This window comes from Paenibacillus sp. EKM211P, assembly GCF_011066175.1.
Classification (GTDB): domain Bacteria; phylum Bacillota; class Bacilli; order Paenibacillales; family Paenibacillaceae; genus Paenibacillus; species Paenibacillus polymyxa.
Genome location: NZ_JAAMNS010000001.1, coordinates 326,009 through 352,001, shown reverse-complemented (window position 1 = coordinate 352,001; position 25,993 = coordinate 326,009). Strand labels below are relative to the sequence as shown.

At 48.5% G+C, this 25,993-nt stretch carries 24 protein-coding genes; 9 read left to right on the top strand and 15 right to left on the bottom strand.

What is annotated here, in order from left to right; all coding sequences use genetic code 11:
• Positions 1 to 25: 25 nt before the first annotated feature.
• Complete coding sequence (locus G9G57_RS01615; RefSeq protein WP_013373596.1) at positions 26 to 199, top strand: aspartyl-phosphate phosphatase Spo0E family protein; 174 nt, start codon at positions 26 to 28, stop codon at positions 197 to 199.
• 63 nt (positions 200 to 262) lie between these two features.
• On the opposite strand, the gene cidR is transcribed toward G9G57_RS01615, so the two are convergent.
• The gene (cidR, locus tag G9G57_RS01610; RefSeq protein WP_025366094.1) at positions 263 to 1,168 is read right to left on the bottom strand and encodes a cidABC operon transcriptional activator CidR; all 906 of its coding nucleotides are present in this window, start codon (positions 1,166 to 1,168) and stop codon (positions 263 to 265) included.
• Positions 1,169 to 1,299: 131 nt separating this feature from the next.
• Here cidR and G9G57_RS01605 point away from each other — a divergent pair, with 131 nt between their 5' ends.
• Positions 1,300 to 1,671: a CidA/LrgA family protein gene (locus tag G9G57_RS01605; protein WP_016822733.1), complete on the top strand. Its 372-nt coding sequence runs from the start codon at positions 1,300 to 1,302 to the stop codon at positions 1,669 to 1,671.
• On the top strand, positions 1,668 to 2,345 hold the full coding sequence (locus G9G57_RS01600; RefSeq protein ID WP_016822732.1) for a CidB/LrgB family autolysis modulator: 678 nt from the start codon (positions 1,668 to 1,670) through the stop codon (positions 2,343 to 2,345). Before G9G57_RS01605 ends, G9G57_RS01600 begins: the two co-directional genes overlap by 4 nt.
• Before the next feature lie 151 nt (positions 2,346 to 2,496).
• Here the strand turns inward: G9G57_RS01600 and G9G57_RS01595 are convergent, their stop codons facing one another.
• The 3 genes from G9G57_RS01595 to G9G57_RS01585 form a co-directional block, all read right to left on the bottom strand.
• Entirely contained in the window at positions 2,497 to 4,200 is a 1,704-nt protein-coding gene (locus G9G57_RS01595) for a glycerol-3-phosphate dehydrogenase/oxidase (protein WP_049828225.1), read from the bottom strand.
• Between the two features lie 227 nt (positions 4,201 to 4,427).
• Positions 4,428 to 5,918 (bottom strand): glycerol kinase GlpK, encoded by a 1,491-nt coding sequence (gene glpK, locus G9G57_RS01590; protein ID WP_117288930.1) that lies wholly within the window; start codon positions 5,916 to 5,918, stop codon positions 4,428 to 4,430.
• 53 nt (positions 5,919 to 5,971) lie between these two features.
• Positions 5,972 to 6,529, bottom strand: a complete 558-nt coding sequence (locus G9G57_RS01585; protein WP_031462425.1) for a glycerol-3-phosphate responsive antiterminator — start codon at positions 6,527 to 6,529, stop codon at positions 5,972 to 5,974.
• 247 nt (positions 6,530 to 6,776) lie between these two features.
• Between G9G57_RS01585 and G9G57_RS01580 the strand changes: the two genes are divergently transcribed.
• Positions 6,777 to 7,274 carry a DUF1036 domain-containing protein gene (locus tag G9G57_RS01580; RefSeq protein ID WP_016822728.1) on the top strand — a complete coding sequence of 166 codons (498 nt, stop codon included), beginning with the start codon at positions 6,777 to 6,779 and terminating at the stop codon, positions 7,272 to 7,274.
• A gap of 96 nt (positions 7,275 to 7,370) precedes the next feature.
• Here G9G57_RS01580 and G9G57_RS01575 read toward each other — a convergent pair whose 3' ends face one another.
• Positions 7,371 to 8,324 carry an alpha/beta hydrolase gene (locus tag G9G57_RS01575; RefSeq protein ID WP_117288800.1) on the bottom strand — a complete coding sequence of 318 codons (954 nt, stop codon included), beginning with the start codon at positions 8,322 to 8,324 and terminating at the stop codon, positions 7,371 to 7,373.
• Between the two features lie 259 nt (positions 8,325 to 8,583).
• Here G9G57_RS01575 and G9G57_RS01570 point away from each other — a divergent pair, with 259 nt between their 5' ends.
• Positions 8,584 to 9,219: an NAD(P)-dependent oxidoreductase gene (locus G9G57_RS01570; RefSeq protein ID WP_113050043.1), complete on the top strand. Its 636-nt coding sequence runs from the start codon at positions 8,584 to 8,586 to the stop codon at positions 9,217 to 9,219.
• Positions 9,220 to 9,330: 111 nt separating this feature from the next.
• Here the strand turns inward: G9G57_RS01570 and G9G57_RS01565 are convergent, their stop codons facing one another.
• The 8 genes from G9G57_RS01565 to kduI form a co-directional block, all read right to left on the bottom strand.
• Positions 9,331 to 10,491: a cation:proton antiporter gene (locus G9G57_RS01565; protein ID WP_113050044.1), complete on the bottom strand. Its 1,161-nt coding sequence runs from the start codon at positions 10,489 to 10,491 to the stop codon at positions 9,331 to 9,333.
• A gap of 317 nt (positions 10,492 to 10,808) precedes the next feature.
• Positions 10,809 to 11,396, bottom strand: coding sequence for a GNAT family N-acetyltransferase (locus G9G57_RS01560; protein WP_113050045.1), 588 nt, complete (start codon positions 11,394 to 11,396; stop codon positions 10,809 to 10,811).
• 68 nt (positions 11,397 to 11,464) lie between these two features.
• Positions 11,465 to 12,832, bottom strand: a complete 1,368-nt coding sequence (locus tag G9G57_RS01555) for an MFS transporter (protein WP_113050046.1) — start codon at positions 12,830 to 12,832, stop codon at positions 11,465 to 11,467.
• A gap of 97 nt (positions 12,833 to 12,929) precedes the next feature.
• Entirely contained in the window at positions 12,930 to 14,075 is a 1,146-nt protein-coding gene (locus G9G57_RS01550) for a winged helix-turn-helix domain-containing protein (protein ID WP_113050047.1), read from the bottom strand.
• Positions 14,056 to 15,294 carry a CynX/NimT family MFS transporter gene (locus G9G57_RS01545; protein ID WP_113050048.1) on the bottom strand — a complete coding sequence of 413 codons (1,239 nt, stop codon included), beginning with the start codon at positions 15,292 to 15,294 and terminating at the stop codon, positions 14,056 to 14,058. The genes G9G57_RS01550 and G9G57_RS01545 overlap by 20 nt, the downstream gene beginning before the upstream one ends.
• A gap of 249 nt (positions 15,295 to 15,543) precedes the next feature.
• The gene (gene kduD, locus G9G57_RS01540; RefSeq protein WP_117288802.1) at positions 15,544 to 16,320 is read right to left on the bottom strand and encodes a 2-dehydro-3-deoxy-D-gluconate 5-dehydrogenase KduD; all 777 of its coding nucleotides are present in this window, start codon (positions 16,318 to 16,320) and stop codon (positions 15,544 to 15,546) included.
• 49 nt (positions 16,321 to 16,369) lie between these two features.
• On the bottom strand, positions 16,370 to 17,014 hold the full coding sequence (locus tag G9G57_RS01535) for a bifunctional 2-keto-4-hydroxyglutarate aldolase/2-keto-3-deoxy-6-phosphogluconate aldolase (RefSeq protein WP_013373614.1): 645 nt from the start codon (positions 17,012 to 17,014) through the stop codon (positions 16,370 to 16,372).
• A 74-nt stretch (positions 17,015 to 17,088) separates the two neighbouring features.
• Entirely contained in the window at positions 17,089 to 17,919 is an 831-nt protein-coding gene (gene kduI, locus G9G57_RS01530) for a 5-dehydro-4-deoxy-D-glucuronate isomerase (protein WP_017428648.1), read from the bottom strand.
• Between the two features lie 340 nt (positions 17,920 to 18,259).
• Between kduI and G9G57_RS01525 the strand changes: the two genes are divergently transcribed.
• Entirely contained in the window at positions 18,260 to 19,216 is a 957-nt protein-coding gene (locus tag G9G57_RS01525; protein WP_102997469.1) for a sugar kinase, read from the top strand.
• 181 nt (positions 19,217 to 19,397) lie between these two features.
• Here the strand turns inward: G9G57_RS01525 and G9G57_RS01520 are convergent, their stop codons facing one another.
• Both G9G57_RS01520 and G9G57_RS01515 read right to left on the bottom strand, forming a co-directional pair.
• Complete coding sequence (locus tag G9G57_RS01520) at positions 19,398 to 20,411, bottom strand: LacI family DNA-binding transcriptional regulator (RefSeq protein WP_016822717.1); 1,014 nt, start codon at positions 20,409 to 20,411, stop codon at positions 19,398 to 19,400.
• 285 nt (positions 20,412 to 20,696) lie between these two features.
• Positions 20,697 to 22,106 carry an MATE family efflux transporter gene (locus tag G9G57_RS01515; RefSeq protein ID WP_102997468.1) on the bottom strand — a complete coding sequence of 470 codons (1,410 nt, stop codon included), beginning with the start codon at positions 22,104 to 22,106 and terminating at the stop codon, positions 20,697 to 20,699.
• Positions 22,107 to 22,462: 356 nt separating this feature from the next.
• Between G9G57_RS01515 and G9G57_RS01510 the strand changes: the two genes are divergently transcribed.
• From G9G57_RS01510 to G9G57_RS01500, 3 genes are all read left to right on the top strand, one after another.
• Positions 22,463 to 23,470: an acrylyl-CoA reductase family protein gene (locus G9G57_RS01510; protein ID WP_017428649.1), complete on the top strand. Its 1,008-nt coding sequence runs from the start codon at positions 22,463 to 22,465 to the stop codon at positions 23,468 to 23,470.
• Between the two features lie 257 nt (positions 23,471 to 23,727).
• Positions 23,728 to 24,288, top strand: coding sequence for an RNA polymerase sigma factor (locus G9G57_RS01505; protein WP_045244708.1), 561 nt, complete (start codon positions 23,728 to 23,730; stop codon positions 24,286 to 24,288).
• Positions 24,248 to 25,933, top strand: coding sequence for a DUF4179 domain-containing protein (locus tag G9G57_RS01500; protein WP_045244709.1), 1,686 nt, complete (start codon positions 24,248 to 24,250; stop codon positions 25,931 to 25,933). The genes G9G57_RS01505 and G9G57_RS01500 overlap by 41 nt, the downstream gene beginning before the upstream one ends.
• Positions 25,934 to 25,993: the final 60 nt, after the last annotated feature.

Here is a 25,993-nt window from a genome sequence, read left to right as displayed (position 1 = left end):
ACAATCGACATGGGGGGTGGGCTTTGTGAACCTCGAACAATTGGAAAAACTCATGGAAAAAGAACGCCGTGAACTGAATCGCATGGCTGACTTACACGGATTAAGAGATGAACGTGTATTGGACAAATCCTCCAGGCTTGACCGTATTATGGACAAGTACCTTCACACCAAGCGCGCAATCAACCAAACACACTCATAAAAGCAAGCTACTTCGCTGCCCCTCAGGGCAGCTTTTTTATGATGTAAGCCACTTCCGTCCTTCTCACCGACGACTTCCGCCATATTCTGTCCGCAACAATCGCTGTGTGAAGGATATCCACTCTCTGGCAGCAAAGGACAGATACCGATCGTTCCGCCAAATCATCCCCAAATGCCAAGGAATGACAGGGTCCACCAGCGGAAGAACACGCAAACGTTCGGAATCCAAATCCCGGCATATCGCCTCCGGCAATAACGCTACTCCCAGGTTGGCAGCAACCATTTCGCTAATCAAATCCCATTGAGAGCTTTCGTAGACTACACGCGGCTGAAAGCCGGCACGAACACATTCGGCAATGATACGGTCATGCAGCGTAAAATCCTCACGGAACAGCACAAACGCCTCCTCTGCTAACGCAGATAGCGGCACCTCCTTGCACTCAGCCAATGCATGTGTAGGATGAACGAGCAGATTCAACTTTTCCTCCACAAATAGGAATGTCTCGAACATATCTCCAACCGGTGGCAGCACAATCACCCCGATATCCAGCGCGCCAGCTTCTACGTCCTGCTCCACTTTCTTCGCTCCATCCTCGAACAATTGAATCGTCACATCGGGAAAGGCCTTGTGAAATTCACCAATGACACGCGGAAAAAAGCTCGATCCGACCATAGGAGGCAGACCAATGCGGATATGTCCTTTTTTCAGGTTCATCAAATCACTCAGTTCCGAGGACAGGCTCTGAAAGGACTTCACAATCGCTTGGGCCTGAAGCTCAATGACCTTGCCCGCATCCGTCAGTTCGATTTTTTTGCCAATCCGATCGAACAGAGTAACTCCCAATTCTTCTTCCAGGCTTTTAATCGTCTTACTGATCGTCGGCTGGGTAATAAACATGCTCTGGGCTGCCTTCGTAAAGCTGCGCAACCGCGCGACTTCCAGAAAATATTGCAAATGTCGGATATCCAAAGCTACACCTTCTTCCATAGACAAACGGAATAGACTTCATTCTTTATATGCATTTTACTCATGAAAGCTTGTGATGTAAAATTTCATTACAGTTTGAAAATAACGGATCTCGAAGATAGGAGACTTTATATATGAAAAGCTTCATACGCGGTGTCCTTCAGATCGCCGTCCTGATGGCCTTTTCGCTCATCCTGAACGCGGTGGTCTCCTGGCTCCACCTGCCTGTACCCGGTAGTATCATCGGTATGCTGATTCTCTTTATTCTGCTGCAAACGGGCGTGGTTCGACTAAGCTGGATCGAGGTTGGCGCTAACTGGTTGCTGGCCGAGCTGCTATTATTCTTTATTCCCTCCGCTGTTGGTGTTATGAATTATTGGCCGATGCTGGAACACGACGGCATGAGCATTATGCTGGTCGTGCTGCTCGGCACCTTCCTGGTGATGGCCTGCACAGGTATGATCGCCAGTCTGCTTGGCAAACGAAAGGAGCATAAATCATCATGACCGGTCTTCTATGTATTATATTAACACTTGCTATTTACTGGATGGCCAAACGCATGTACCGCACATTGCCCAAGGTGTATTTGTCCCCATTGCTCATTACACCTGTGGTTATCATTTTGATTTTGACGCTGACGGGTGTGAACTACCGTTCTTATAATTCAGGCGCTCATTTTCTATCCATGCTGCTACAGCCAGCTACGATTGCATTTGCTGTCCCTTTGTACCGATATTTCCCTGTGTTAAAGAAACACGCGGCTCAAATCGTGCTTAGCGTGTTATCTGGATCTGTCGTAGCCGTGCTGTCCTCCATGGCGCTCGCCAAGTGGATGCACCTGGACTCCTCGCTGCTGAGCAGCCTGATTCCTCGCTCCATTACGACACCTATTGCGATGAATGTATCGCAAACGATTGGCGGTAATCCGACGGTCACGGCTGTATTCGTTATTCTGACCGGATTGAGCGGTCTTATTATCGGCCCGATGATTGTCAAACTGTTTCGGATTGAAAATGAGGTTTCACGCGGGGTATTGCTTGGTACCGGTGCTCATGGTACGGGTACTTCCAAAGCGTTCGAGTTCAGTTCGTTGACAGGTACGATTTCCAGCATCTCGATGGTGCTCGCCGCTCTCTTTACCTTGGCGGCTGCCCCATTCCTGTTCCACCTGATGCTGTAAGCCATCTGTATACAATGAAGCAGCGATTCTCTTATGAATAGAGAATCGCTGCTTTTGTTTTGTAGGACCCTTTTTCGCTTAAAGCAGTGGTGAGAAACGAAACGATTGTAGAGAAGCGGAGCGGTAAAGGATACGCATCCCTCACGCTGTATCAGATGGCTTTAACAGCGCTGGGTTCCGCCTCTACCTCTACAGGTGTCACAGCTTCATACAGATAAGCATCCAGCTCAGTCGTATATTGGCGTTCTTGCTCGGCGCTCCAGCCTGCGTACTCGGACATCCATGCAATGACAGCCTGCTTCCAGCGCTTCACCTCGTCAATCTGAAAGAACAGTGCTCCAGTGCGACGTATGAAAAAGTCAGACGGTGTCACCGTCATTTCCTGTTCCATCGCGTACAATAGCGGAACACGCACTTCTATAGGCAACGCCGCTTCCGTCTCGGTGGCGTTCTTCATGCTCCGTGTCGCTATGGCGAACAGTCGCTCCACATTTGAGCCATAGCGAGCAGCCCATGCTCTGGCGGTTTCTGGCGACAGACCGAGCGCGGCACCCGCTGCGGCTTGCTTGCTCACGAAAGCGTCCCAACCCGCCGAACCGCCTACATTGCCGCCCGAAATCGGGATATGCCTCGTGCGGCATGCCCGAAAGCTTTGCCCATGCAAGCGGCCCAGCCCCCGCACCGCGCGATCCACGACGAGTTCGGACATTTTCCGGTAGCCTGTCAGCTTGCCGCCTGCAATCGTGATCAGACCTGAACGGGATTCCCAAATTTCGTCCTTACGTGAAATTTCCGAAGGGCTTTTACCGTCTTCATAAATGAGCGGGCGTACTCCTGCCCAACTGGATTCCACATCTGCAACCGTCAGCTTCACATCCGGGAACATCCCGTTGATCGCTTGAAGCACATACGCCCGGTCTTCGGCGGTCATCCGGGGATGCGACGTATCCCCCTCATATACCGTATCGGTCGTACCTGCATAGGTTTTGCCATCACGCGGGATCGCGAATACCATGCGTCCATCCGGTGTATCGAAGTACACTGCCTGTTGAAGCGGGAAGCGCCCAGCATCGAATACCAGGTGGATACCCTTCGTCAGGCGAAGCACCTTGCCCTCTTTGGAGCGATCCATTTCCCGCAATGTATCTACCCATGGCCCGGCAGCGTTAATGACCAGCGAAGCCCTGATCTCGTATGGCTTTCCCGTGATCCGATCGGTTACACTGGCGCCGCTTATTCGTCCGCTGTCATACAGCAGCTTGTCAGCCTTGGCATAGTTCACGGCCAGCGCCCCTCGTGTAACGGCTTCCTTCATCACCTCAATCGTTAGGCGAGCATCATCTGTGCGGTACTCCACATAACTACCGCTTCCCTTCAGTCCCTCTCTCTTCAGCAAAGGCTCGCGCTCCAGCGTAGCCTGGATGTCCAGCATGCGGCGGCGCTCACTACGCTTCACGCCAGCGAGGAAGTCATACACCAGCAGACCAATCGAGGTGGTGAACGCATTAAATGTGCCGCCCTGGTGAAAAGGAAGCAACATACGCTCCGGAATGGTCACGTGAGGACCATTTTCAAATACAATAGCTCGTTCCTTCCCGACCTCGGCTACCATCTTAACCTCAAATTGCTTCAAATAACGAAGACCGCCATGCACCAGCTTGGTAGAACGACTGGATGTGCCTGCTGCAAAATCCTGCATTTCCACCAGAGCTGTCTTCAAACCACGATCCGCAGCGTCCAGCGCAATTCCCGCCCCTGTAATGCCGCCACCAATAATTAAAATATCAAAATGCTCACGTCCCATACGTTCCAAAACAGCCGTTCTCTCCTGTGCAGCAAATCCCTGTTCTCCCATCATCTATCCCTCCAATTTCGTACATGTCTGCTTTGCCATCTGACACCGAATCACCAAAAGATACAAAAAAAGACCACGAACATCGCTGCGGCGGATGCCGAGCGGTTCATGGTCTCTCCAAGTCTCCTGACGAGTATTAACTTATCTATATCGTAGCATACACAGTACACGATGAAAAGGGGAATCTGCCTGTTGTCAGCTGACTGCCTACTGTCGTAAAACCACCTTTACTTGAACGCCATCGCGGCATGGACTGCCTTTTTCCAGCCGCCATATCGTTCAGCCCGCACTTCTTCACTCATGGTCGGAGTGAAGGTTCGGTCACTCTGAGCATATCCCCGGACTTCATCCAAACTGTCCCAGAAGCCGACTGCCAGCCCTGCCAAATACGCCGCCCCCAGTGCCGTTGTCTCGTTCACAGCAGGTCGTTCCACAGGCAGATCGAGAATATCGCTCTGGAACTGCATCAGGAACTCGTTCATCACTGCGCCCCCATCTACACGCAATGAGCGCACAGGTACACCCGAGTCGCTCGCCATGGCGGTTAGAACATCTTTGGTCTGGTAGGCCAGCGATTCCAGTACCGCTCGTATAAAATGCTCCTTGGATGTTCCCCGTGTTAAGCCAAAGGTCGCGCCGCGCACATCACTGTCCCAATACGGGCTGCCAAGACCTACAAAGGCTGGGACAAAATATACACCCTCCGTTGAGGTCACCCGCGCCGCATACGCTTCACTGTCCTTGGCCTCGCGGAACATACGCAGCCCGTCACGCAGCCACTGAATAGCAGACCCGGCTACAAAAATGCTGCCCTCCAACGCATACTTCACCTGACCGTTCAACCCCCATGCAATGGTCGTAATCAGTCCATGCTTTGATTCACAGGGTTCATCTCCGGTATTCATCAGCATAAAGCAGCCCGTACCGTATGTATTTTTAATCATGCCTTTGTCAAAGCAGCCCTGACCGAACAAAGCTGCTTGCTGATCGCCCGCCGCTCCGGCAATGGGAATTTCCTGTCCAAAAAAATGATAATCCACCGTATTCGCATATATTTCGGAGGATGACCTCACCTCCGGCAGCATAGACGCAGGAACGCCGAGAATATCCAGCAGCTCCTCATCCCATTTCAGCTCATAAATGTTGTACATTAGCGTACGAGCAGCGTTGGAATAGTCCGTTACATGCGCTTTACCGCCAGACAGTCTCCAGATCAGCCAGGTATCGATTGTACCGAACAACAGCTCTCCGCGTTCCGCCTGGGCTCGCGCTCCTTCAACGTTGTCGAGTATCCATTTGACTTTGGTACCCGAAAAGTAGGGATCAATGAGCAGCCCTGTTTTGCTATGAAAAGTTTGATCAAGTCCACGGCCTTTCAAGTCCTCGCAAATCCCGGCCGTTTGCCGTGACTGCCATACCAGCGCATGATATATCGGCAGGCCTGTATGTTTATCCCACACCACCACAGTTTCCCGTTGATTGGTAATGCCAATTCCAGCAATTTGACCGGCTTTCACACCTGATTCCGACAGACAAGAGGCGATGACGGCCAAAATAGAGCTCCATATTTCATTCGCATTGTGCTCTACCCATCCCGGCTGGGGAAAATACTGCGGAAACTCCCGTTGTGCCTTGTACACCACTTTCCCCTGCCAATCAAACAAGATGGCCCGCGAACTAGTTGTGCCCTGATCCAAGGCAAGAATGTACTGTTCCATCATTTTTCAGTCTCCTTGCTTTATGTATGTTGCCTACTTGATTCAAATAGAAGCTATCGCTTATAGTGCTCAAACAGTTGTTTATTGGAGGTGGTAACTGCTGTAGCTCCCGCTGCCAACGCCGCCTCCACATCCTCAGGGGTACGAATAAGTCCGCCAGCCAAAATGGGAATCCCTGTACGTTCACTGACCTCCGCAATCATCGGTGGCACAACACCAGGCAGCACCTCAATATAATCGGGACGCGTTTTTTCCACCAGTGCGTAGCTTTTTTCCAGCGCAATCGTATCCAGCAGGAACACTCGCTGTACAGCAAGAATTCCCTTTTTTTTGGCGGTTGCAATCACCCCGGAACGGGTCGAGATAATCCCAAATGGCTTAATCTCCTGACACAAATACTCAGCGGCATACTCGTCATTCTTCAAACCCTGCACCAGGTCGGCATGCAGAAGCATCTGCTTGTTGCGGCTCCTTGCCATCTGGTACAAGTTGCGCAACTGCGCTACATGCGTATCCAGAAAAACAGCATACTCATAAGAGCTGTCCAAAATATCCTCCAACTGCTTCATGTGCTTAGCTGCAGGTAAAATGCGTTGTCCCTGAAATGGCATGGATATCCTCCTTAGGCCGAATGGCGGTCAAATTCGTTCAAATTTTATATTATCACTCTGGTCGACGAACGTGAAGCGGTTCCATAAGAATATCCCTTTACACTCCATATATTCCTTTATTTATAAACCACATCCATGGATCATCTCATGTTCTTTTTTTGTACTTTTTGGTTGTCCGTATGTCTATTACTTTTTCAGAGAATTCACATAGATTGATATTAATCTTTCAAAGAATGGAGTGAATAGAATGGGTTTTTATGTTCGTAACAGTACGTCTAACCCTATTTCAGTTGCCGTTGGATACTATGATTCTGGTTGTAGTCCTATCACCTATGCTAAGAGAGGGTGGTACCGTATAGAACCCGGTAGACGCGCATTTCTTGTAGCTGGATCAGCCGCAAACCAAACGTTTTATGTCTACGGACATGACAGTTTTGGTAATTCGTGGGGCGGTGATTTCTACACAGATGTTCCTAGAGAGGCTTTCACAAGATGCTGGATAGCAAGTTGCCAGGGCCAGGGCTGTAGAAGCGTGGGGTTCGAGGAGATCAATGTTGGCAATTTTGAAAACTACACTCTAAACCTTGTAGATAGTACCCAAAGTGCATCTAAGTCAAGACGTACTCTAGTGGCGAAAAAAAGAAAAACCAATTTTAAATTAGGGAAGTTCAGCTTTATAAAATCACCTGGAAAATTAGGTAAGTTAGGCAAGAATAGAAAACCGCTATATGGTAAACGCAAATAGAATTATATAAACAGAACCAAAAGAAGCACCTCCCGCTATGAGCTGGGAGGCGCTTCCTTACATACTAACTGTGTATTCCTTCACTCGTCTATACAATTAGCCCCCAAACCCTTGGCGCAGCCACGAGGTAGCAAGCGTGATCGCACCGCGCTTAGCCGCGGTTTCCGACAATGGGTTCAACATCACAAAATCGTGTATGATGCCCTGAAAGCGTACAGCGGTTACATCTACCCCAGCTTCACGCAGCTTGTTCGCATAGGCCTCCCCTTCATCACGCAACACATCGGCCTCGCCTGTAATAACCAGCGCACGCGGTAGCCCTTTGAGCTGGTCCGTGGTGGCACGTAACGGGGACGCCGTGATCTGCGCTCGTTCGTTAGGATCTGTCGTATATTGATCCCAGAACCATTGCATCCCTTCACGGCTCAGGAAATACCCTGTGGCGAACTCATGGTACGATTCCGTATCAAAAGAAGCGTCCGTCACCGGATAGAACAGCAACTGTTGCCGAATGGCAGGGCCACTGCGTTCTTTGGCCAGCAGAGTTACAGCTGCAGTCATGTTACCACCGACACTATCTCCGGCGATCGTCAGCGTATCGAGCTTCAGCCCATGCTCGCGCCCATGCTGTGCCACCCATTGAACGACCGCGTAAATTTCCTCAATCGCCGTCGGATATTTAGCTTCAGGTGACAAGCTGTATTCAGGGAATACAACAGCTGCCTGTGAGCCTACTGCCAATTCACGAATCAGACGGTCATGCGTATGAGCATTACCGAATACCCAGCCTGCTCCGTGGATATATACAATGACCGGGAGATCACCTGTCACCTGTTGTGGACGAACAATTCTGACCTTCACCTCACCGCCAGGGCCACCTGGAATCGACAGATCCTCCAGATCTGCGGCAGGTTTATCTGCTGGACCGGATTGAACCTCATTGACCGTTTCACGTCCTTTTTCAGGACCCAAATCATACAGAAACGGAGGCTTGGCATTATCGTCTGCGAATTTTTGCGCTGCGGGCTCCAGCTGTACTTTTTTACTCATATCGTTTCACTCTTCCTTTCTTATTTGCGGTCTACATGTATTCAATATGGTTTACATTTATTCATTCAGTATCACCTTATATTTAAACGAGTTCCTCTCTTTCCAATCGGAGGACTCTATTTTGCCCAAAGAAGAGCTTGACTTTTATTTTATGTTGTAACTATAATAGTTACATATTAAAGTTCAAGTATGAACATCATACAACGCATGAATTAAGCCAATAAATCATCCAAATTATTTTTTAGGAGGCTATTCTATTATGAAAATTGCAGTTATTGGTGCAGGCGGTAAAGCAGGAAGTAATATCGTAAAAGAAGCATTAGACAGAGGGCATGAAGTAACCGCCATCGTCCGTGACCCAGCTAAAGTAACGGATAATCGTGCAGCTGTAGTACAAAAAGACGTTTTTGACCTGAAAACAGATGATCTGAAAGGTTTTGACGCCGTTGTTAATGCTTTTGCCGCTCCGTTCGGACAAGAGCATCTGCATGTAGATGCAGGTAACGTGCTAATTGAGGCTCTCCGCAATGTATCCGGTACTCGCCTGATTGTCGTAGGTGGTGCAGGCAGCTTGTTTACGGATGAATCTCAGACACTCTTGGTCAAGGATACTCCCGACTTCCCTGATTTTGTATATCCAACAGCTCATAACCAAGGAAAGAACCTGGAAATTCTACGCGGTACCAGCGACCTGAACTGGACGTTTATTAGTCCTTCCGCGGAATTTGCTCTCGGCCAACGTACAGGCTCTTACCAAGTGGGCAAAGACACACTACTGGTTAATTCCAAAGGTGCAAGCTATGTCAGCTATGAAGATTATGCAGTTGCCGTAGTAGACGAAATTGAAAAACCACAACATTTGAATCAACGTTTCACCGTCGTATCCGAGTCCTAATTCTACGACCGAACCGAACATTCCAACATAAAAAGACCCTTCGATCACTTTCCATCCTGCTTGGAAAATGAATCAGAAGGGTCTTACTGTATGTCTGGTTCGTCCAATCTTCTACTGTTTAACTCGGCTTACAGTCTTCCTGTCACTAAAACTTAGCTTAAGAATTGGAGGTGCAGCCAAAGTCGTCAAAATAACGGCAATGATGACTGATGTAAAATACTGTTGTGCCAGCAGACCTGTTTGCAGCCCGGTGGCTGCGATAATAAGCGCAACTTCTCCGCGAGATATCATGCCAGAACCAATCGCAAGCGAGGAACGGGTATTAAAACCTGTCAGCCGCGCGCCGATGCCTCCTCCGACCAACTTCGTCACCAGTGCTATCAGGGTCAAAACAACAACAAACCCAAGCTGCTGCCCCACTCCCTCAAAAGATACATTTAAGCCAATGCTGACAAAAAATACTGGCACAAAGATGGAATAAGCGATGGGCTCCACCTTTTCTTCTACGACAGCCTTAAAGCTTGTTTGCGAAATGGCAATCCCGGCAGCAAAAGCTCCGATAATACCCGCCATACCCATCAAATCTGCAAAATATGCAAAACCGAAGCAAATGACCAACGCAGAAGTAATCACAGCTTCGGTCACTTTGAGGGGGGCAAGTATTTTCATAATCCATGGAACAACAAACCAGCCACCCAGAATAGCCCCTACGAAGAAGATCAGCTTCTTGCCAACAAGAAGTCCCAGCGAGGTTTGCCCACCCATGCCGAATATACTCATCACTACCGCAAGCAGCACTACGACAAGCACATCATCCAGTACGGCTGCACCTAAAATGGTCGAGCCTTCTCGAGTATTCAGCTTGTTCATATCCTTGAGCACCTGCACTGTAATGCTTACGGAAGTAGCGCTCAAGACAATCCCCAAAAACCATCCTTCATGTACTGAAAATCCAAAGGCTTCACCGACTGCAAACCCACAGAGCAACGGCAAAATAATCCCCCCGACCGCCACTGCTACCGCAGGCTTCCAGTTGCGCCGAAGCTGATCCAGATCCGTCTCCAGCCCGGCAATGAACATCAACAGCAACACGCCGATTTCAGACATATCATGAATCAGCGAATCATTTTGCACCCATCCCAAAACTGCCGGGCCCAGTACGATACCAGCGATCAGCTTCCCCAATACCGCTGGTTGACCGAGCTTAACCGATAGATGACCGGCTACTTTTGTAAACAACAGAATCAACAGAAGATACAATATAAATTGCATAGGTTAATAACCTCCTTTTATTTAATCCTTGACCTCATTTGCGCATCATCTACAACATTAAAGAAAACGGATAATCATAAAATGCAGAACAATCGTCCAAAATATGTGTCTGACCTTAAACAGACCAACAACTCGCAAAATAAAAAGGGAAACCCGACATACAGCACAGGTTCCCCTAAAAAGACATAAAGGAGCCTTGGTGACAGGCTCCTCCGGTAATTCATATATTCATTTGATGTTGTCGGTTATCCTTGCGCAAACAAGTAACTTTATCTTTTAATTATATCTCTTCTGCAAACCCGTGTAAACGTATTGATTCAACTTTCTGCTTGTTTCACATATCTGTCGCGATATTCATGCTGCAGCATACTCATCAAAATCGAATCGTGGTATTGGTGATTGTAAAATAAAGCATCCCGCTGCACACCTTCACGCTTAAAGCCTACTTTTTCATAGCAGCGGATGGCCTTTTCATTAAAATCAAATACATTCAGCTCAATCCGATGCAGGTTACAAATACCGAATCCATAGCCTAGCATGAGCACAAGCGCTTCGGTGCCGTAGCCTTTGCCTTGATCCCCATGCTCATTGATCGCAATACGGATATTGGCGCTGTGATTCAGGCTATCCATATCCTGTAGCGCAATATCCCCGATGACACGATCATCTTCCTGAAGTGCAATGAGCAGCAGCAGGCTTGAGGAATCCTGCCCTTTGGCTTCTATATAACGAGCAATTTGGTCTTTGGTAAAGCTTCGCTGTGTGCCCGTCAGCCTCCGCACTTCCTGATGAAACAACGTATTATAATACAGCTCGGTGTCCTCCACGTTAATGGGACGCAAGTACACTCGTGATCCTTCAAGCAGTCGTGCCACTGGCGTTGCGGACGAATAATTTTGAGTCAACTCGATCTCTCCTATGCTAAAAATATTGATGCTACAATAATATAAATTTCTTAAATGGAAGCAAACGATTACGCTAGATCGACATTTTGTTCAGTCGAAGGGGGAGGATCAGCAAGAGACTCGCGCCAAATTACAGATTGAAGCAGAAGTCCTGCCAAACCCAGGATTCCAACAGACATCCCGATCCAGACAAAAGCCGTTCCTGCCCCTGCTATTCGGATCAATACTCCCCCGGTAAGCGGCGAAATGACCATGATCGCTCCAATCACGGTACTTTGAATACCGAAGACACGCCCCACCATATCAGCAGGGGTTTTGGCTTGTAATATGTAATTCTGGGTGATAATGTACAGACCATTCCCCACACCTAGCATAGCCCCGATCGTAAGCAGTACGGGTAGTCCTGTCCCGGGCTGCGCCCAGCCTAAAGCGGCAATCGCTCCGCCAATCAGCACATAGCCTCCACCGAGTCCCCAGCCTGCGCTTATACGATTCAAGCGATTAAGCACAAGCATACAACCAACAGCGCCAGCACCTATGGCGGAAACCAACCAGCCAAGCAGCGATTCGTTGCCCGGAGCGAGCACTCTCAGCAACGTAGGGAACTGGTAGTCGATCATAAGAATGGCGATCAAGCCGAACAGCCCGAATATGAGCGTATGCAAAAGCATTCGACTGCGCCAAAGGAACGCCCAACCCTCCCGCCACTGGCTGAAAAAACGGGCTACGTGAGCAGGCTCTCCCTGCATCTTGGCATCATCAGCCCCATGCGCTGTAACCGATGTCGACTTTCCGAGCTGCTCGTCAGCACCAGCAACCGCTTGCTGGTCTGTGCTGGCCAGCGCCGGACCGATTCCGCGCAGCGGCCATAGCAAGAGGCCGGAGCAGAGGCGCAGCAGTGCATTCAGGATAATGCATGCTTGCGGGGACAGCACAGTCAAGGTCATGGCGCCCAGCAATGGTCCCGCCACTTTGGAGGCCTGATTGACCAGGCCATTCAGTGAGGTTGCACGGAATAGGTCGCCACTGGCGACTACTGTACGAGTCAAACCTTGCTGTGACGGCATTTGGAATACGCCAGCCGCCGCGCGCAAGCCGAGCAAAGGCAACAGCCACACCGGACCAGGGACGGCGAGAATCGTCAGCGTCAATAAGGCGACAGCTACATCGCAGCCGATCATCAGTCGGGCCTTATGTACCCGGTCGGCTAACGTGCCTGCAATGGAACCGAACAGCAGACCCGGTAGCGCCATAACTACCGGAATCAGCGCAATCAGCATCGGGTCAGCTTCCCAGCGGTAAGCAACAAGCACCTGAATGGCGATAGCATCAAACCAATCACCAAAGGAAGCAGCCGTATGTGCCGCAAACATCCGCCGAAAATGGCCATTACGCCAAATGCTAGGCGTGGACTGCAATTCTTTCATTTCCTTCATTTCTACTCACCCTGCTCTCATTATCTGCTTCTTTAGCAATAAGAACATTCTAGCGGGCCTATATCAGAGGAAAATCAGACAGCTAAGAAAGTCAGGTCTAAGAAAGGATCTGCTCCAGCCAGTGCCTTAGCACTGAACGATGCAGTGTTAAACTATTGTCCCGGTCAAGCTGATCATACTGAGTCGCATACTTCTCTTCCAGCCTTGGATACGGGCTGCAAAGCTTTAAAAAACTACGAATTTGACTTATTGCTTTGATTTTTAATAGCTCCTGTTTCGCCATATCAAGGGTGACCAGCCCCTCATCCATGAGCCGCTCGGCCTGGTCTACATCTCCAGTACGCAACAGCATAAGTCCGCGCAGCAAGCGATAACGGCCCAGTTCGCGCAAATACGGAGCCTCTGCCAGCATGCCTTCCAGACGATCAGACAGTTCGGCAGCCTTTTCCATATGATTGGCGACCAAATGCATGTACATCTCCATGAGCGCAACCGGCATCTCAAATTTATCAAGATCATCCCGCTCCATAACCTTGAAGGTCAGTGGTAGACCTTCCTGTGCGCGTTCAGGTTGTCCATTCTCCACATAAGCCTCCAGAATATTGAGGATACGTAATTCCCGCTCCTGATCACTGGACAGCAATCCGCTGGCAAGCGCACGTTCACATAGGGCAAGCCCTTGATCCGTTACCCCTGCGGTGCACGTATAAAGCAGCAACATCCAATACAAACGGTCTGCGGGTGCAAAATCCTCTTGCTTCAAAAACCAAGCTACATCCGCCTGTACAAAACGGGTATACATTTGATAATAGGCAGACATTTGGAAACCCATCTGCTCCTGCTGTTCAGCCAGCGCTACGATGGAATCGCCTTGCCCCAGCAGGTGATACTTTCGAAAAAGTCCATGAACGGCGTCCTGTACTTCCTGATCGTGCAAAGAAGGATGATTTCGTGGTTGTATGCCAGTCAGGGTCAAGCTGTAGCCATATCCTCTGACCGTATGGATACGGAGCCCATTCCATGACTTAAGTTTTTTGCGCAATCTATAGATATGGTCATCCACTGTACGCTCCACTGGATATTCCATTGGCCATACACGATCCAGCAGTTGTTCCCGGGTGAACACCTGATTCCGGTTATCGTATAAAAAGCGCAACAACGCAAACTCTTTAGCCAACAACATAACACGATCTGCATTATAGACCACACTGTAGCCATCTGCATCAAATTGCAGCCTGATCATCCACCTCGCCTCCGACATATCGTTTCTTGGCTGCACCCAGCCCTGTAAACATAAGCAGAACACTCAGGCACAAGAGTAAAAGCAGCGGAATTGTCCAGCCTTGTGTCGCATCATGCAAATAGCCGAACAACGTCGGCCCAGTCGCTGCTAGCAAATAACCAAAGGATTGCGCCATACCTGACAGCTCTGCTGCCTGCTGCGGTGTTCGCGTCCGCAAATTAAAGAACATCATAACTAGCGGAAAAGCAAAACCACCCGCTATACCCATACAAATGACCCAAATCACACTCCACTGTGTAGCCCCGAGCAGAAATCCACCCAGACCTATAAAATAGAGCGCAGCCATAATCAGAACCAATATCCGCTGATCCTTCACTCGCGCCGCCCAAATAGGCACAATAAAAGTAAATGGCATTTGCGAGAATTGCATCACAGACAGCATCCATCCCGCAGTCTCTGAATCCATTCCCTGTCCGCTCATCATTTCGGGAAACCAGGCAGCAGGAACATAGAACAGGGCAGATTGCAGCCCCATAAACAGCGTTACCTTCCAAGCCAAAGACGATTTATACACATTCACCGTTCGGGCAGATACTACCGCTTGACTAGCCGTTCGGCGCGCCTTAAGGAGCTGCGGCACCCAGAGTAAAATACCTAGGACACCGACAATCGCCCAAATCCCCAAAGCACCGCGCCAGCCCATTCCTCCGTTCAGAGCCAGCGGTATACTCAGACCGGATGCTGTTGCAGCGACCACATTCATGGATACGGAATATACGCCGGTCATTAGTCCGCTGTTGCGTGGAAATTCCTCTTTGATCAAACTGGGCAGCAAAACATTGCACACAGCAATAGCCAGTCCCAGCATCGCAGTCCCGACAAATAATGCAGTCACCCCCAGCGTCGAGCGCACTACAATACCTGCGGTCAACAGCAGCAAGGCCGCAAAAATAATAAGGGAAGACCCGAAGCGCCGCGACAGTTTGGCTACAAAAGGCGACAACAGTGCAAAAGCAAGCAGCGGGAACGTCGTTAACAGACCACTTAGTGTATTTGAAATATGCAAAGAATCCTTAATCAAACCGATAAGAGGTCCTACCGAAGTAATCGAGGCGCGCAGATTGGCACCTACCAGGATGATCCCTGCGACAAGCACCCAAGGACCTGCATGCCACAACGATTTGTATACCAAAGCTCGTTGGTGTTGCTGTGAACTCATCTCTCCATTCTCCAATCCATTCTGTATTATGCTCAAAGGCTCCAACCAAGTGTAACGGCTGGAGCCTAGGCAATTTTTATCTCATTAAATTATAAAGGCATTCGTGCCATATGCATAGGACGGATCGACACAACGCCCCAAATCTTCATATTCAGCTTACAGGTTCATCAAACAAATAAAAGCTGCCTGAAAGGACAAGTTCCTTTTGAGGCAGCTTTCAGTTCATAGCTTCGATGTGATTGGCGCTGATTAACGTACCAGCCAGCCGCCATCCACCGCCAAGATATGACCATTCATGTAGTCCGAACCCTGACTGGCGAGGAAAACAACAACCCCCATCAGGTCAGACGGATCACCCCAACGACCCGCAGGAATACGCGATAAGATTTCTTGATTGCGACCTTCATCCGCACGAATTGGAGCTGTGTTCGCTGTAGCAATATAACCAGGGGCAATCGCATTAATCTGAACGTTATGAACCGCCAGTTCGTTCGCAAATGCCTTGGTTATGCCAGCTACTGCGTGCTTGCTTGCTGTATATGGCGGAACGAACTTGCCGCCCTGGAAAGCAAGCATAGAAGCGACATTAATAATCTTCCCGCTTTTTTGCTCTACCATTATCTTCGCCACTTCCTGGCTCAAATGGTATACAGCATTCAGGTTGATTTCCATAACAGCGTCCCAATCTTCATCTTTATACTCCAGCAAAGGAGCGCGGCGGATCGTACCCGCGTTATTGACAAGGATATCAATTTTGCCAAATTCCTTGACACACTCTTCTACAAGTTTTTTAATGGATGCTTTTTCAGTCAGGTCAGCCTGGTGAAAAGCAAACTTCACACCCGTTGGCTCCAGCAGACGTCTTGTTTCTTCATAATCATCATTGTTAGCTACAATGAACAGGTTTGCGCCTGCCTTGGCCAAAGCTACGGAATATCCTTGACCTAATCCACTGTTGCCCCCTGTTACAATCGCTGTTTTACCTTTTAGACTGAAAAAATCCAATGAAAAATCGTTCAGACCCATGCCTACGCCTCCATCACAAATTAGTATAAATACCTATATTTTCTGAAGCCTACAACGCTGCACGTACTTCTTTGTATTTAGCCACATAACGTGCTGCATTTTCGGTGATCAAGTCGTAGCGACCTTCCTTGGCTGGAGCCGTCAAATTGCCTCCAATTCCCACGGCCACACAGCCGTTACGCAGCCAGGTTTCCATATTATCCAGGTCAACGCCACCCGTTGGCATAATCTGCACGTGAGGCATTGGCCCTCTCACGGCCTTAACAAAGTCCGCCCCCATCGTATTGCCCGGGAACAACTTCACAACATCACTACCCAATTTCATGGCTTCCTTGATCTCATTCAGCGTCATGCAGCCAGGCATATAAGGAATCGCATACAAATTGCATAGCTTCGCTGTTTCTTCTTCAAAAGAAGGACTTACGACAAATTCTGCTCCGGCCAGAATAGCAATTCTTGCCGTCAGTGACTCCAGTACAGTTCCTGCACCAATAACGGCCCGATCCTTAAATTCGTCTCTCAATCTTCGAATGACCTGATCCGCATCTGGCGTGGTAAACGTAAGCTCAATATTATCCAAGCCGCCTTCAATACAGGCTTTGGACATTTGATACGCTTCCTCCGCTGTGTTTCCCCGAATGACTGCGACAACACCAACCGAAGTAATATGTTCCAAAACTTTCTTTTTCGTCATGTTCCTGATCCTTTCCACGAATGGGATGACCATGGTTCCTCAGCCGCTTGCAGGTCTACGTTCCAATGCACTGATTAACGCAACTCGCTCATGGCTACCTGATCCATGTCCTTGTATGTTTTATTTTCACCGGCCATGCCCCAAATGAAGGTATAGCTGCCTGTAGCTGCACCGCAATGGATAGACCAAGGCGGAGAAATAACGGCTTCATCATTTTTCATGACCAGATGGCGTGTTTCGTTCGGCTCACCCATCAGGTGGAACATTCTGGCGTTTTCGTCCAGTTCAAAATAGAAATACACTTCCATGCGACGGTCATGAACATGTGTCGGCATGGAGTTCCACACACTGCCGTTCTCCAACGTGGTCATCCCCATAACCAGCTGGCAGCTTTGAATGCCTTCGTCATGGATAAAGCGACGTAACGTACGGTTATTGGCTGTTTCTTGCGAACCCAGACTTTCAGACGGCACATCGGCAAAAGACTGCTTCGTCGTTGGATACGTGGTATGAGCCAAGGCTGAAACGATATAAAACTTCGCAGGCTTTTCGCTGGAATCGCTTTCAAAGATCAACTTCTTAGCACCTTTACCTACGTAGAGACAGTCTTTTGTGGCCAGCTCGTAAGTTTCACCATCCACCTTGACCGTACCGCTACCGCCGACATTAAAAACACCCAGTTCACGGCGTTCCAGGAAAGTTTCCGCTTTGATTTGATCGCTACCTTCCAGTGCAACAGATTTATTCACGGGATGAATGCCCCCGATAATGACACGATCTTCATGCGTATAGACCAGCTTTACTTCCTCAGGTACAAAAAGCTCCTGGATCAGATAGTGCTGACGCAACTCTTCAGTCGTAAAATGCTTGGCATGTTCGGGATGAGTTGAATAACGCATTTCCATAAAAACATTCCTCCTGTTTAGATAAACTTTTTTATCAACGGAATTGTTATAAAAGCGGTTTCTAACTCTACTTCTTAGCTAGAATTGTAATTATTATCTAAGAGTGTGTCAACCCAAAACTTCATCATCCCTAGAAAAATCCTTAATATTCGCGGATTTTTACACGATTTTTACCTTTTGATAAACAAAATCATATTTTTTTATCTACATTGCCCAAAAAGTTTTTAGCAAATATATCAACTTACTCATTGTGAAAAACCGATTTATGTGATAATTTCATTTTATTCAAGCGGTGCATACGCTTACAGATTTAGTTTACTAAACATAAGGAGGAATTCAAATGACCGCAACATTGGATGCTGTTACCTTTGGAGAACCCATGGCTATGTTTTACGCCAATGAAGCAGGCTCTCTGGATGAGGTGCGTTCATTTACCAAAGCGCTGGCCGGGGCGGAGACGAATGTTTCGGCCGGTTTGTCGCGTTTGGGGCTACGAGCTGGACTCGTGACCAAGCTCGGCGAGGATGCGTTCGGCAAGTTCATTGCCGATGCACTGCGTCAGGAGAAGATTGACACCCAAAATGTCATGTTTACCAAAGACCACTCTACCGGGATGCTGATTAAATCCAAAGTTACCAGCGGCGACCCTGAGGTCGAATATTTTCGCAGGCATTCCGCCGCTTCCACACTAAGCATTGCTGATTTTAACGAAGCTTATTTTGCCGGGGCTCGCCACCTACACTTTACAGGTATTTCTGTCGCACTTTCCCCTGAATGCCGCGACTTCGCCCGACATGCGAAGCAGTTTATGAAAAAGGCAGGCAAAACCGTATCCTTCGATCCTAACCTCAGACCCAAGTTATGGCCTGACACACAAACGATGGTGGAGGCGATTAACGAAGCATCCGAGGGTTGCGATTGGCTGCTGCCAGGCATCCATGAGGGTAAAATACTAACAGGCTATACTTCGCCTGAAGATATCGCTTCGTTCTACCTCGATCGCGGCACCTCGCTGGTGATCATCAAGCTGGGAACCGAAGGCGCCTATTACAAATCCGCAGATGCAGAGGGATATGTCAAGCGTTTCCGCGTAGATCATGTCGTGGATACTGTCGGCGCAGGTGACGGCTTTGCCGCAGGTGTGATCAGCGCGCTGCTGGAGGGATTACCCCTGGCTGAAGCGGTCAAGCGTGGTAATGCACTTGGTGCGCTGGCTGTCATGTCCGCTGGAGACATGGACGGCTATCCGACACGAGCCGAATTGGAAGCTTTTTTGCTCAGCGCCAGCACGAATTAGTCTGGGCTCATTCCCCGCATAACCTTCACCGCTACGAGCGCAAGCTCAACAAGGCCGCATCCAAGTCAGCCTTAACTTCCAATAGCCCGTATTCACATTTGTGTGACCTGAGCAGCATGCGCATACTCAGGTCACACAAAGGAATACGGGCTATTTTTATAATATGTGGCATGGTGCTCATCTACAGCGTTTTGACAGATTCTCCTCGATTGATATCCGGCACAAATCGGTAAATAATCGGTACCGACTCGCCGCCTTCCTCAATGCTGGACAGCAACGTTTTTGCGGCCTGTTTCCCCATATCCGCAATCGGTTGTGTAATGGTCGTAATCGGCGGATTGTAAATATGAGCAAACTCCGCATCGTCAATCCCGATAATGGATAGCTCTGCCGGAATACGTATACGGCGAGCATTCACATACTTTAACACCTCAGCCAACACGATATCATTCCCGGCCAACAGTGCAGTCGGCGGCTCCGGCAGTTGGAACAGCTCCTTCAGCGTCTGCTGGATTTCTTCTCTCGGCACGCTGTGCATATATTCTTCACGAAATGGCAAGCCATGCTCCTCCAGCGCCTTCTTATATCCGCTGAGCCGCTCCACTCGTGGAGTAATCCGATTCAAGCCAAGGGGCAAGGTAATCAGTGCAATTCGTTCATGCTTGTGAGCCACAAGTTCCTGAATCGCCAGCTTAATCGCCATTTCGTTATCCAACAGCAGGCTACGTGTATTGACACCGTCCACCAAGCGGTCCAAAAACACCAATGGATATTTTTCACGAATGAGCTGGTTGTAAATGTCTGCATGCTTTCCTGTCGGGAAGATGATTAGGCCGTCCACTTGACGGGCCTTGAGCATCTCAATATACTGACTTTCCTTGTCAGGGTTTTCATCGGCGTTGCAAATGATCACCTGAATGCCAAAGCGCTGCAATTCCTCCTCAATCGCACGGATAGACTGAATCGACAGCGTATAATCAATGTTGGCTACAATGACTCCCACCATAAACGTCCGGTTTTGCTTCAAGCTGCGGGCTAGCCCGTTAGGCTGATAGTTCAGCTCTTGAATAACCTCAGCGATCCGGTCTTTGGTTTGGTCGCTCATATATTTATATCGTTTGTTCAGAAATTGCGAGACTGTGCTTTTAGACACTCCCGCCTTCTGGGCAACATCTTCAATCGTCGGCTTCTTCATCGGTACACTCCTTGTCTTTCATGTACTGCGTTAGTGCAACAAAAGTATATCTTTCTTTTAGTAAATTTACCATACTTCTATTTATAAATACTATTATGATATATTCTGAGCTTAAAACTTACCTGTGGCGCCACTGCGCGTTTTTTTCATATACAGTTTCTGGTTCTCTGCTATTTCCTCTCTATGCAGCAAAAAGAGGCAGCTCAAGATGTTCTCTTGAACTACCTCCACGTATACAACTCTATCGAAAAGCTAGATTCTAGCTAACCCGAATTATTACTTGGATTAGAGCGCCGGAACAGGCGTTGCAGGCTGATCTGGTGTATCGTGCTCGACCAGCGAATGCTTCTCCCATAACCGGCTTCTCCAGCGGGCATACATGATGACAGCACGAGTCCATTCATCAGCAGCAATCGCCAGCCATACACCAGCCAGTCCCATATCCAGCTTGAATACCAGCAGATAACCCAGCGGCAAGCTCATGCAGACCATGGAGATCAGGCCCATAAAGACCGGGAACTTGGCATCTCCAGCAGCACGCAACGAGTTAATAATGACGATATTCGTCGTCCGGCCAGTTTCCAGCAGAATGCTAAGTAAAATAACCTGTGCACCCAAACGAATAATCTCAGGGTTTTCCGTAAACAAACCGAGCAGGGGTACACGGAAAAAGATAACTATCGCATCAATGATCACAGTCACGAGCAGCGCCCATTTCACACTGCTCAATACACGTTTATAAGCCGTATCCTTCTCTCTGGCTCCCACGAGTCTTCCCACTACGATAGCTGTTCCCATACCAACTGCCATACTGAACAAATAAATATAGCTCGAAATATTATTGGCATATTGACGTGTCGCCATTGCTTCTGCGCCCAGATAGGTCACGTACAGTGTGAATATGAGCTGACACGACTGATACATGATGGACTCCAGCGCGGATGGTACACCAATACGCAATATTTTTGAGATAAATTTTTTGGATAAATGGACGTAATATTTCCACTCGACACGGACCTCAGTTACCCGGTACATCAGCCAGAAGAAGATCAAGAGACAAATAAAGCGGCTACCTACTGTAGAAATAGCAGCACCCTCTACACCGAGTGCAGGCATTCCCCAATGTCCCAAAATCAAAACATAGTTGCCGACCACGTGGATCACGTTCATAAAAACCGATACATACATCGTTTCTTTGGTAAAACCGTGCGTACGAATGGTCGCCGCCAGCGAGTTAATCAATGCCTGAAGGAAAATGGCCCCCCCGACGATACTCATATAGGATTCCGCGTAAGTCAGAATATCACCCTGGACATTCAGCCATTGCAACATATGAGTACCAAACACAAGAAAAATGACGCTTAGCAAAAGACCTACCATTAAATTCAGAGTAATGGCCGTACCCGTCACCTGGGCCGCTTCGACTAGTTTCTTAGAACCGATATATTGAGCTACGACGATAGCAGCGCCGTTGCCGATAACCTCCAGTACAAGGATAGCGATTGAAATAATTTGATTGGATGCGCCCACACCCGACACTGCATTATCAGATACAGAGCTGAGCATGAATGTATCGACGCTTCCCATTAGCATAAACAGGAACAATTCAAGGAAAATAGGCCATGTCAAACGGAACAAATTCAGTTCCTTGGCTTCGGACAATACCGAACCATTTTTTAGTGCTCTGGTTGTCATTCATTCACCTTTCTTCATAGAATATTTAACGATCAAAGGGTATGTTAGCACAGTCATTCTGAAAATACATCCCGTTTACGTAAAATGATTTGAAAAATGCGTAAGAATTCATTTATCACTCTCTTTATAATTGATTATCGAACTTTATTGAAATAGATTGTTGCAAGAATATATCCATAATCCGGTATTTTCGACGTAATTCTAAGCTAAAGGGTATAATAGATTAAGAGCTTGTGAGCATTGCCGCTGACAGGCTGTGCAGATTGTTGTATGCTGCATAAGCATAATTTGTATATTAGAGATGGAATATATAGACCATTCATAAGCTTAAACGGTAATAAAGGAGGCTTTTACAGATGACTCAGTCATTTCATGCCCTTGTCGTCGATCAGACGCAGGACGGTGAAGTTCAAGCAGAGGTTCGTTCTTTGGAAACTGGCAGTTTACCTGCTGGAGAGGTATTGATTCGTGTCGCTTATTCCAGTATCAACTATAAAGACGGGCTTGCCGCCCGCAAGGATGGCAATATTGTCAAAGCCTATCCATTCGTACCCGGCATAGATTGCTCGGGAACTGTCGTCTCCTCGGAGGATAGCCGCTTTAGCGAGGGACAAGCGGTACTCGTTACAGGCTACGGGCTGGGTGTGTCTCAATTCGGAGGATTCAGCCAATACGCGCGTGTGCCTGCGGACTGGGTAGTTCCGCTTCCAGACGGACTCACGCTGAGAGAGGCGATGATTTTCGGGACAGCCGGATTTACCGCAGCCCTGTCGTTATATCGGCTAGAGCAAAACGGCGTTGCACCGGAGAAGGGCAAGGTACTCGTCACCGGAGCAACGGGTGGCGTAGGCGGTGCAGCCATTGCCTTGCTGCACAAGAGGGGCTACCATGTCGTAGCCAGCAGTGGCAAAGCCGAATCGCATGATTACCTCAAGACGCTCGGAGCAGCCGAGGTTATTTCGCGTGAGGAGGTCTACGACGGTGCCGAGAGCATCCGACCGCTAGGCAAGCAGCTTTGGCAAGCGGCTGTAGACCCTGTAGGCGGAAAGCCGCTCGCTTCGCTGCTTAGCCAGATCGCCTACAACGGCTCTGTTGCCGTGAGCGGCCTGACAGCAGGCACCAAGCTGCCTACGACGGTGCTGCCGTTTATTTTGCGCGGTGTAAATCTGCTAGGCATAGACTCTGTCTTTTGCCCCTATGACACCCGCGTAGCGATCTGGAAGCAGCTCAGCAGTGACTGGAAGCCGGAGCAGCTGGAGCAGCTCGTTGAGCGCGAAATTGGCTTGGCTGACCTGCCAAGCGCGCTCGAAGACATCCTGGCAGCCCGCTCACAGGGTAGAACGATTGTACGGCTAGCTGATTAAGCGGGATTATGCCCGCAAGCTATCCGTTAGCGTGTTTTTGCCCCGAAGGAGTGCTCATCCCGTAGGGGCTAGCAATGAAACATATAAGAAGCCTGTAAATCTGCAGTTTTGAGATTTACAGGCTTCTTTTTTTGTGTGGTACATTGGAGAAAAAGTGGACACATTCGAAGCGGACGATCTATTTTTCACAACCAAATGAACCTTTTGAGGACTCCAGTTGTTATATAGGTAAACTGCACGAGAAAGGAGAGCCATCATTGCAAAGTAATCGAGAGTTGTTTGATCTATATCAACGGGATGTATACCGAACCTGCTATTACATGGTCCATAATGCCTCGGATGCAGAGGATTTAACGCAGGAAGTGTTTATTACTCTGTTTCACAGCAATCGCGAGCATATCGAGCAACTAAAAGCCTGGATCATGAAAGTTACGGTCAATCATTGTCTGAACCATCTTAAACGCCGAAAAAGCCTGCATTTAAAGGTAGCGGCTAATCCCCATCTCTTTACTGGAACAGAAGGCAAGCCTGTGGACAGGCAGGTGGAGGAACGCGAGTCGGCTGAGGAATGGGCCATTTACATGAACCGCCTTCCGGCCAAAATCCGTGCTGTGCTGACACTTCGCTATATGCATGATTTCACGCTAGCGGAAATATCGAAACTGCTGGAAATCCCGCTGGGAACCGTCAAATCCAGGACACACAAAGGACTAAAGTTAATGGAGCAAATACTGCGGGGGGCTGATGCACAGATTCCCAAGCTGGAAGGAGAGAACTATGAACAACGTAGAAAAGGCATTGAAGCGCAAGTTAAATGAAGATTCGGAATTGGCGCATCCTAACTTCGATGAGATGTGGAATCGGATGGAACAGGCAGGCCATACTGCCCTTACGCCAACCGGCGTTTCGGATTCATTCACTCCACACCAACATAGAAATTGGCGCAAAATAGCCATCGCTGCCTCCCTGAGCGCACTTCTCGTTGCCGTTCCCGTCTATGCTGCCATTCATTATAATTGGGGCAATCTGCTGCACGGAAGAAGTGGAATTGAGACAGCATTAGCTCAAGACCTGGGACAGCCATTAGAACAGTCTGTCACCAAAGACGGAATAAAGCTGACGTTGCATACCGCTATTGTCGATGAGAACCGGACTGTAATTCTGTACAGCCTGGAGGTTGGAAAACGCGCAGACAACGAGTTTTGGAATGTCAAAGGGGTATCGCTTAAAAATGCTGTGGGAAAAAGTAGTGAAGGGGAGTATAGCTTCCAACAATGGGATGAGAAAAACCAACGCTATAACGGCTACTTTGAAAGCGATTGGACACCGCAGCAAGAAACAGAAAACGTGCGGCTGACCGTGGATCATATTGAGCTTACCAGCGTTCAGGAATTGGATTTGCCGCTCGATATCACATCGCCTCAGAAACAGACTTTCAGGCTAGATCGTAACGGTCTACAAGATATGAAGGTACAGGTATTCGAACAAGGTAAGGACAAGCTGATGCTGTCATCAGCAATTACCTTCGATTCCTCCATACCAAAAGAATGGGACAATCCGCAAATTATTGCCTACAAAGATGGGAAGCCTGTGAACCCCCAATCTGGAGGGACATTTGGTACACCCGGTGAGGACGGAGAATACACAGCCCAGCAGTATTTTACTAAAGGGGATATACCAGAAGGGCAGACTACTTTTAAACTGCAATATGCACAAACGGAGAAAAGTATACATGAACCCCTAAACTTTGACCTGCAGCTAAGCAAGAAGAAAATGGAGAGCGGGACGATTAAAAGTGTGCTGAATACCCCCTTGGAGAACGGTAATCCGAATTTCATGCTGGAACAAATGATTGTCACACCGACACAAATCCGTGTCACGATCAGAAGCGAAAAGAAATTCGCCATGTTGCCTTATCAAAAATATTTTCTTTCTGTGAACGGCACAACGTTAGAGGGTAATCGTTGGTCTTCACCAGATCAGGACCACGATCTGAATACGATCCGTTTTGAACGGCCGGCCCATCTTGCGATTACCCGAGATACTCCCATTACTTTTACAGGCAAATACAAGGTTACGACTCATTCGGATGACAAAACGCCGCAGCATTTGACTGATATTTCTGAGCAAAAGCAGACGATAACGACGCAAATCGGCGGCTATCCTGTGAAGTGGACCTACTACAAACAAGGAGCAGATTTATTCGTAGAAACCGAAAGTGAGGATACTCACTTTGGAGGGATCAACCAGACGCATATTGGTCTGGGGAAAGAACGGATGATTGGCAAGCCGATCACAGCCAACTTCGCCGGAGACGGCAATAATAAGGCAGTCGATGTCTACAAGAACTTCAAGGGAAAGGAAGCTTCTATTTATATGTTCTACTATACAACGGACGAACCTGAAGCAGAGACGAGCGTACCCTTGCAGCCACTGACTAGCAACAGCCAAGCATCTAAATAACCATGCTATAAAAGGAGGGTTCTCTATACCTGTGTGATTCACAGTATAGGAACCCCCTTT

Coding starts and splice junctions, on each gene's coding strand:
- G9G57_RS01605 (WP_016822733.1), top strand. CDS start 1,300: ATGAAAAGCTTCATACGCGGTGTCCTTCAGATCGCCGTCCTGATGGCC.
- G9G57_RS01600 (WP_016822732.1), top strand. CDS start 1,668: ATGACCGGTCTTCTATGTATTATATTAACACTTGCTATTTACTGGATG.
- G9G57_RS01595 (WP_049828225.1), bottom strand. CDS start 4,200: ATGGGAGAACAGGGATTTGCTGCACAGGAGAGAACGGCTGTTTTGGAA.
- glpK (WP_117288930.1), bottom strand. CDS start 5,918: ATGGAACAGTACATTCTTGCCTTGGATCAGGGCACAACTAGTTCGCGG.
- G9G57_RS01585 (WP_031462425.1), bottom strand. CDS start 6,529: ATGCCATTTCAGGGACAACGCATTTTACCTGCAGCTAAGCACATGAAG.
- G9G57_RS01580 (WP_016822728.1), top strand. CDS start 6,777: ATGGGTTTTTATGTTCGTAACAGTACGTCTAACCCTATTTCAGTTGCC.
- G9G57_RS01575 (WP_117288800.1), bottom strand. CDS start 8,324: ATGAGTAAAAAAGTACAGCTGGAGCCCGCAGCGCAAAAATTCGCAGAC.
- G9G57_RS01570 (WP_113050043.1), top strand. CDS start 8,584: ATGAAAATTGCAGTTATTGGTGCAGGCGGTAAAGCAGGAAGTAATATC.
- G9G57_RS01565 (WP_113050044.1), bottom strand. CDS start 10,491: ATGCAATTTATATTGTATCTTCTGTTGATTCTGTTGTTTACAAAAGTA.
- G9G57_RS01555 (WP_113050046.1), bottom strand. CDS start 12,832: ATGAAGGAAATGAAAGAATTGCAGTCCACGCCTAGCATTTGGCGTAAT.
- G9G57_RS01550 (WP_113050047.1), bottom strand. CDS start 14,075: ATGATCAGGCTGCAATTTGATGCAGATGGCTACAGTGTGGTCTATAAT.
- G9G57_RS01545 (WP_113050048.1), bottom strand. CDS start 15,294: ATGAGTTCACAGCAACACCAACGAGCTTTGGTATACAAATCGTTGTGG.
- kduD (WP_117288802.1), bottom strand. CDS start 16,320: ATGGGTCTGAACGATTTTTCATTGGATTTTTTCAGTCTAAAAGGTAAA.
- G9G57_RS01535 (WP_013373614.1), bottom strand. CDS start 17,014: ATGACGAAAAAGAAAGTTTTGGAACATATTACTTCGGTTGGTGTTGTC.
- kduI (WP_017428648.1), bottom strand. CDS start 17,919: ATGGAAATGCGTTATTCAACTCATCCCGAACATGCCAAGCATTTTACG.
- G9G57_RS01525 (WP_102997469.1), top strand. CDS start 18,260: ATGACCGCAACATTGGATGCTGTTACCTTTGGAGAACCCATGGCTATG.
- G9G57_RS01520 (WP_016822717.1), bottom strand. CDS start 20,411: ATGAAGAAGCCGACGATTGAAGATGTTGCCCAGAAGGCGGGAGTGTCT.
- G9G57_RS01515 (WP_102997468.1), bottom strand. CDS start 22,106: ATGACAACCAGAGCACTAAAAAATGGTTCGGTATTGTCCGAAGCCAAG.
- G9G57_RS01510 (WP_017428649.1), top strand. CDS start 22,463: ATGACTCAGTCATTTCATGCCCTTGTCGTCGATCAGACGCAGGACGGT.
- G9G57_RS01500 (WP_045244709.1), top strand. CDS start 24,248: ATGAACAACGTAGAAAAGGCATTGAAGCGCAAGTTAAATGAAGATTCG.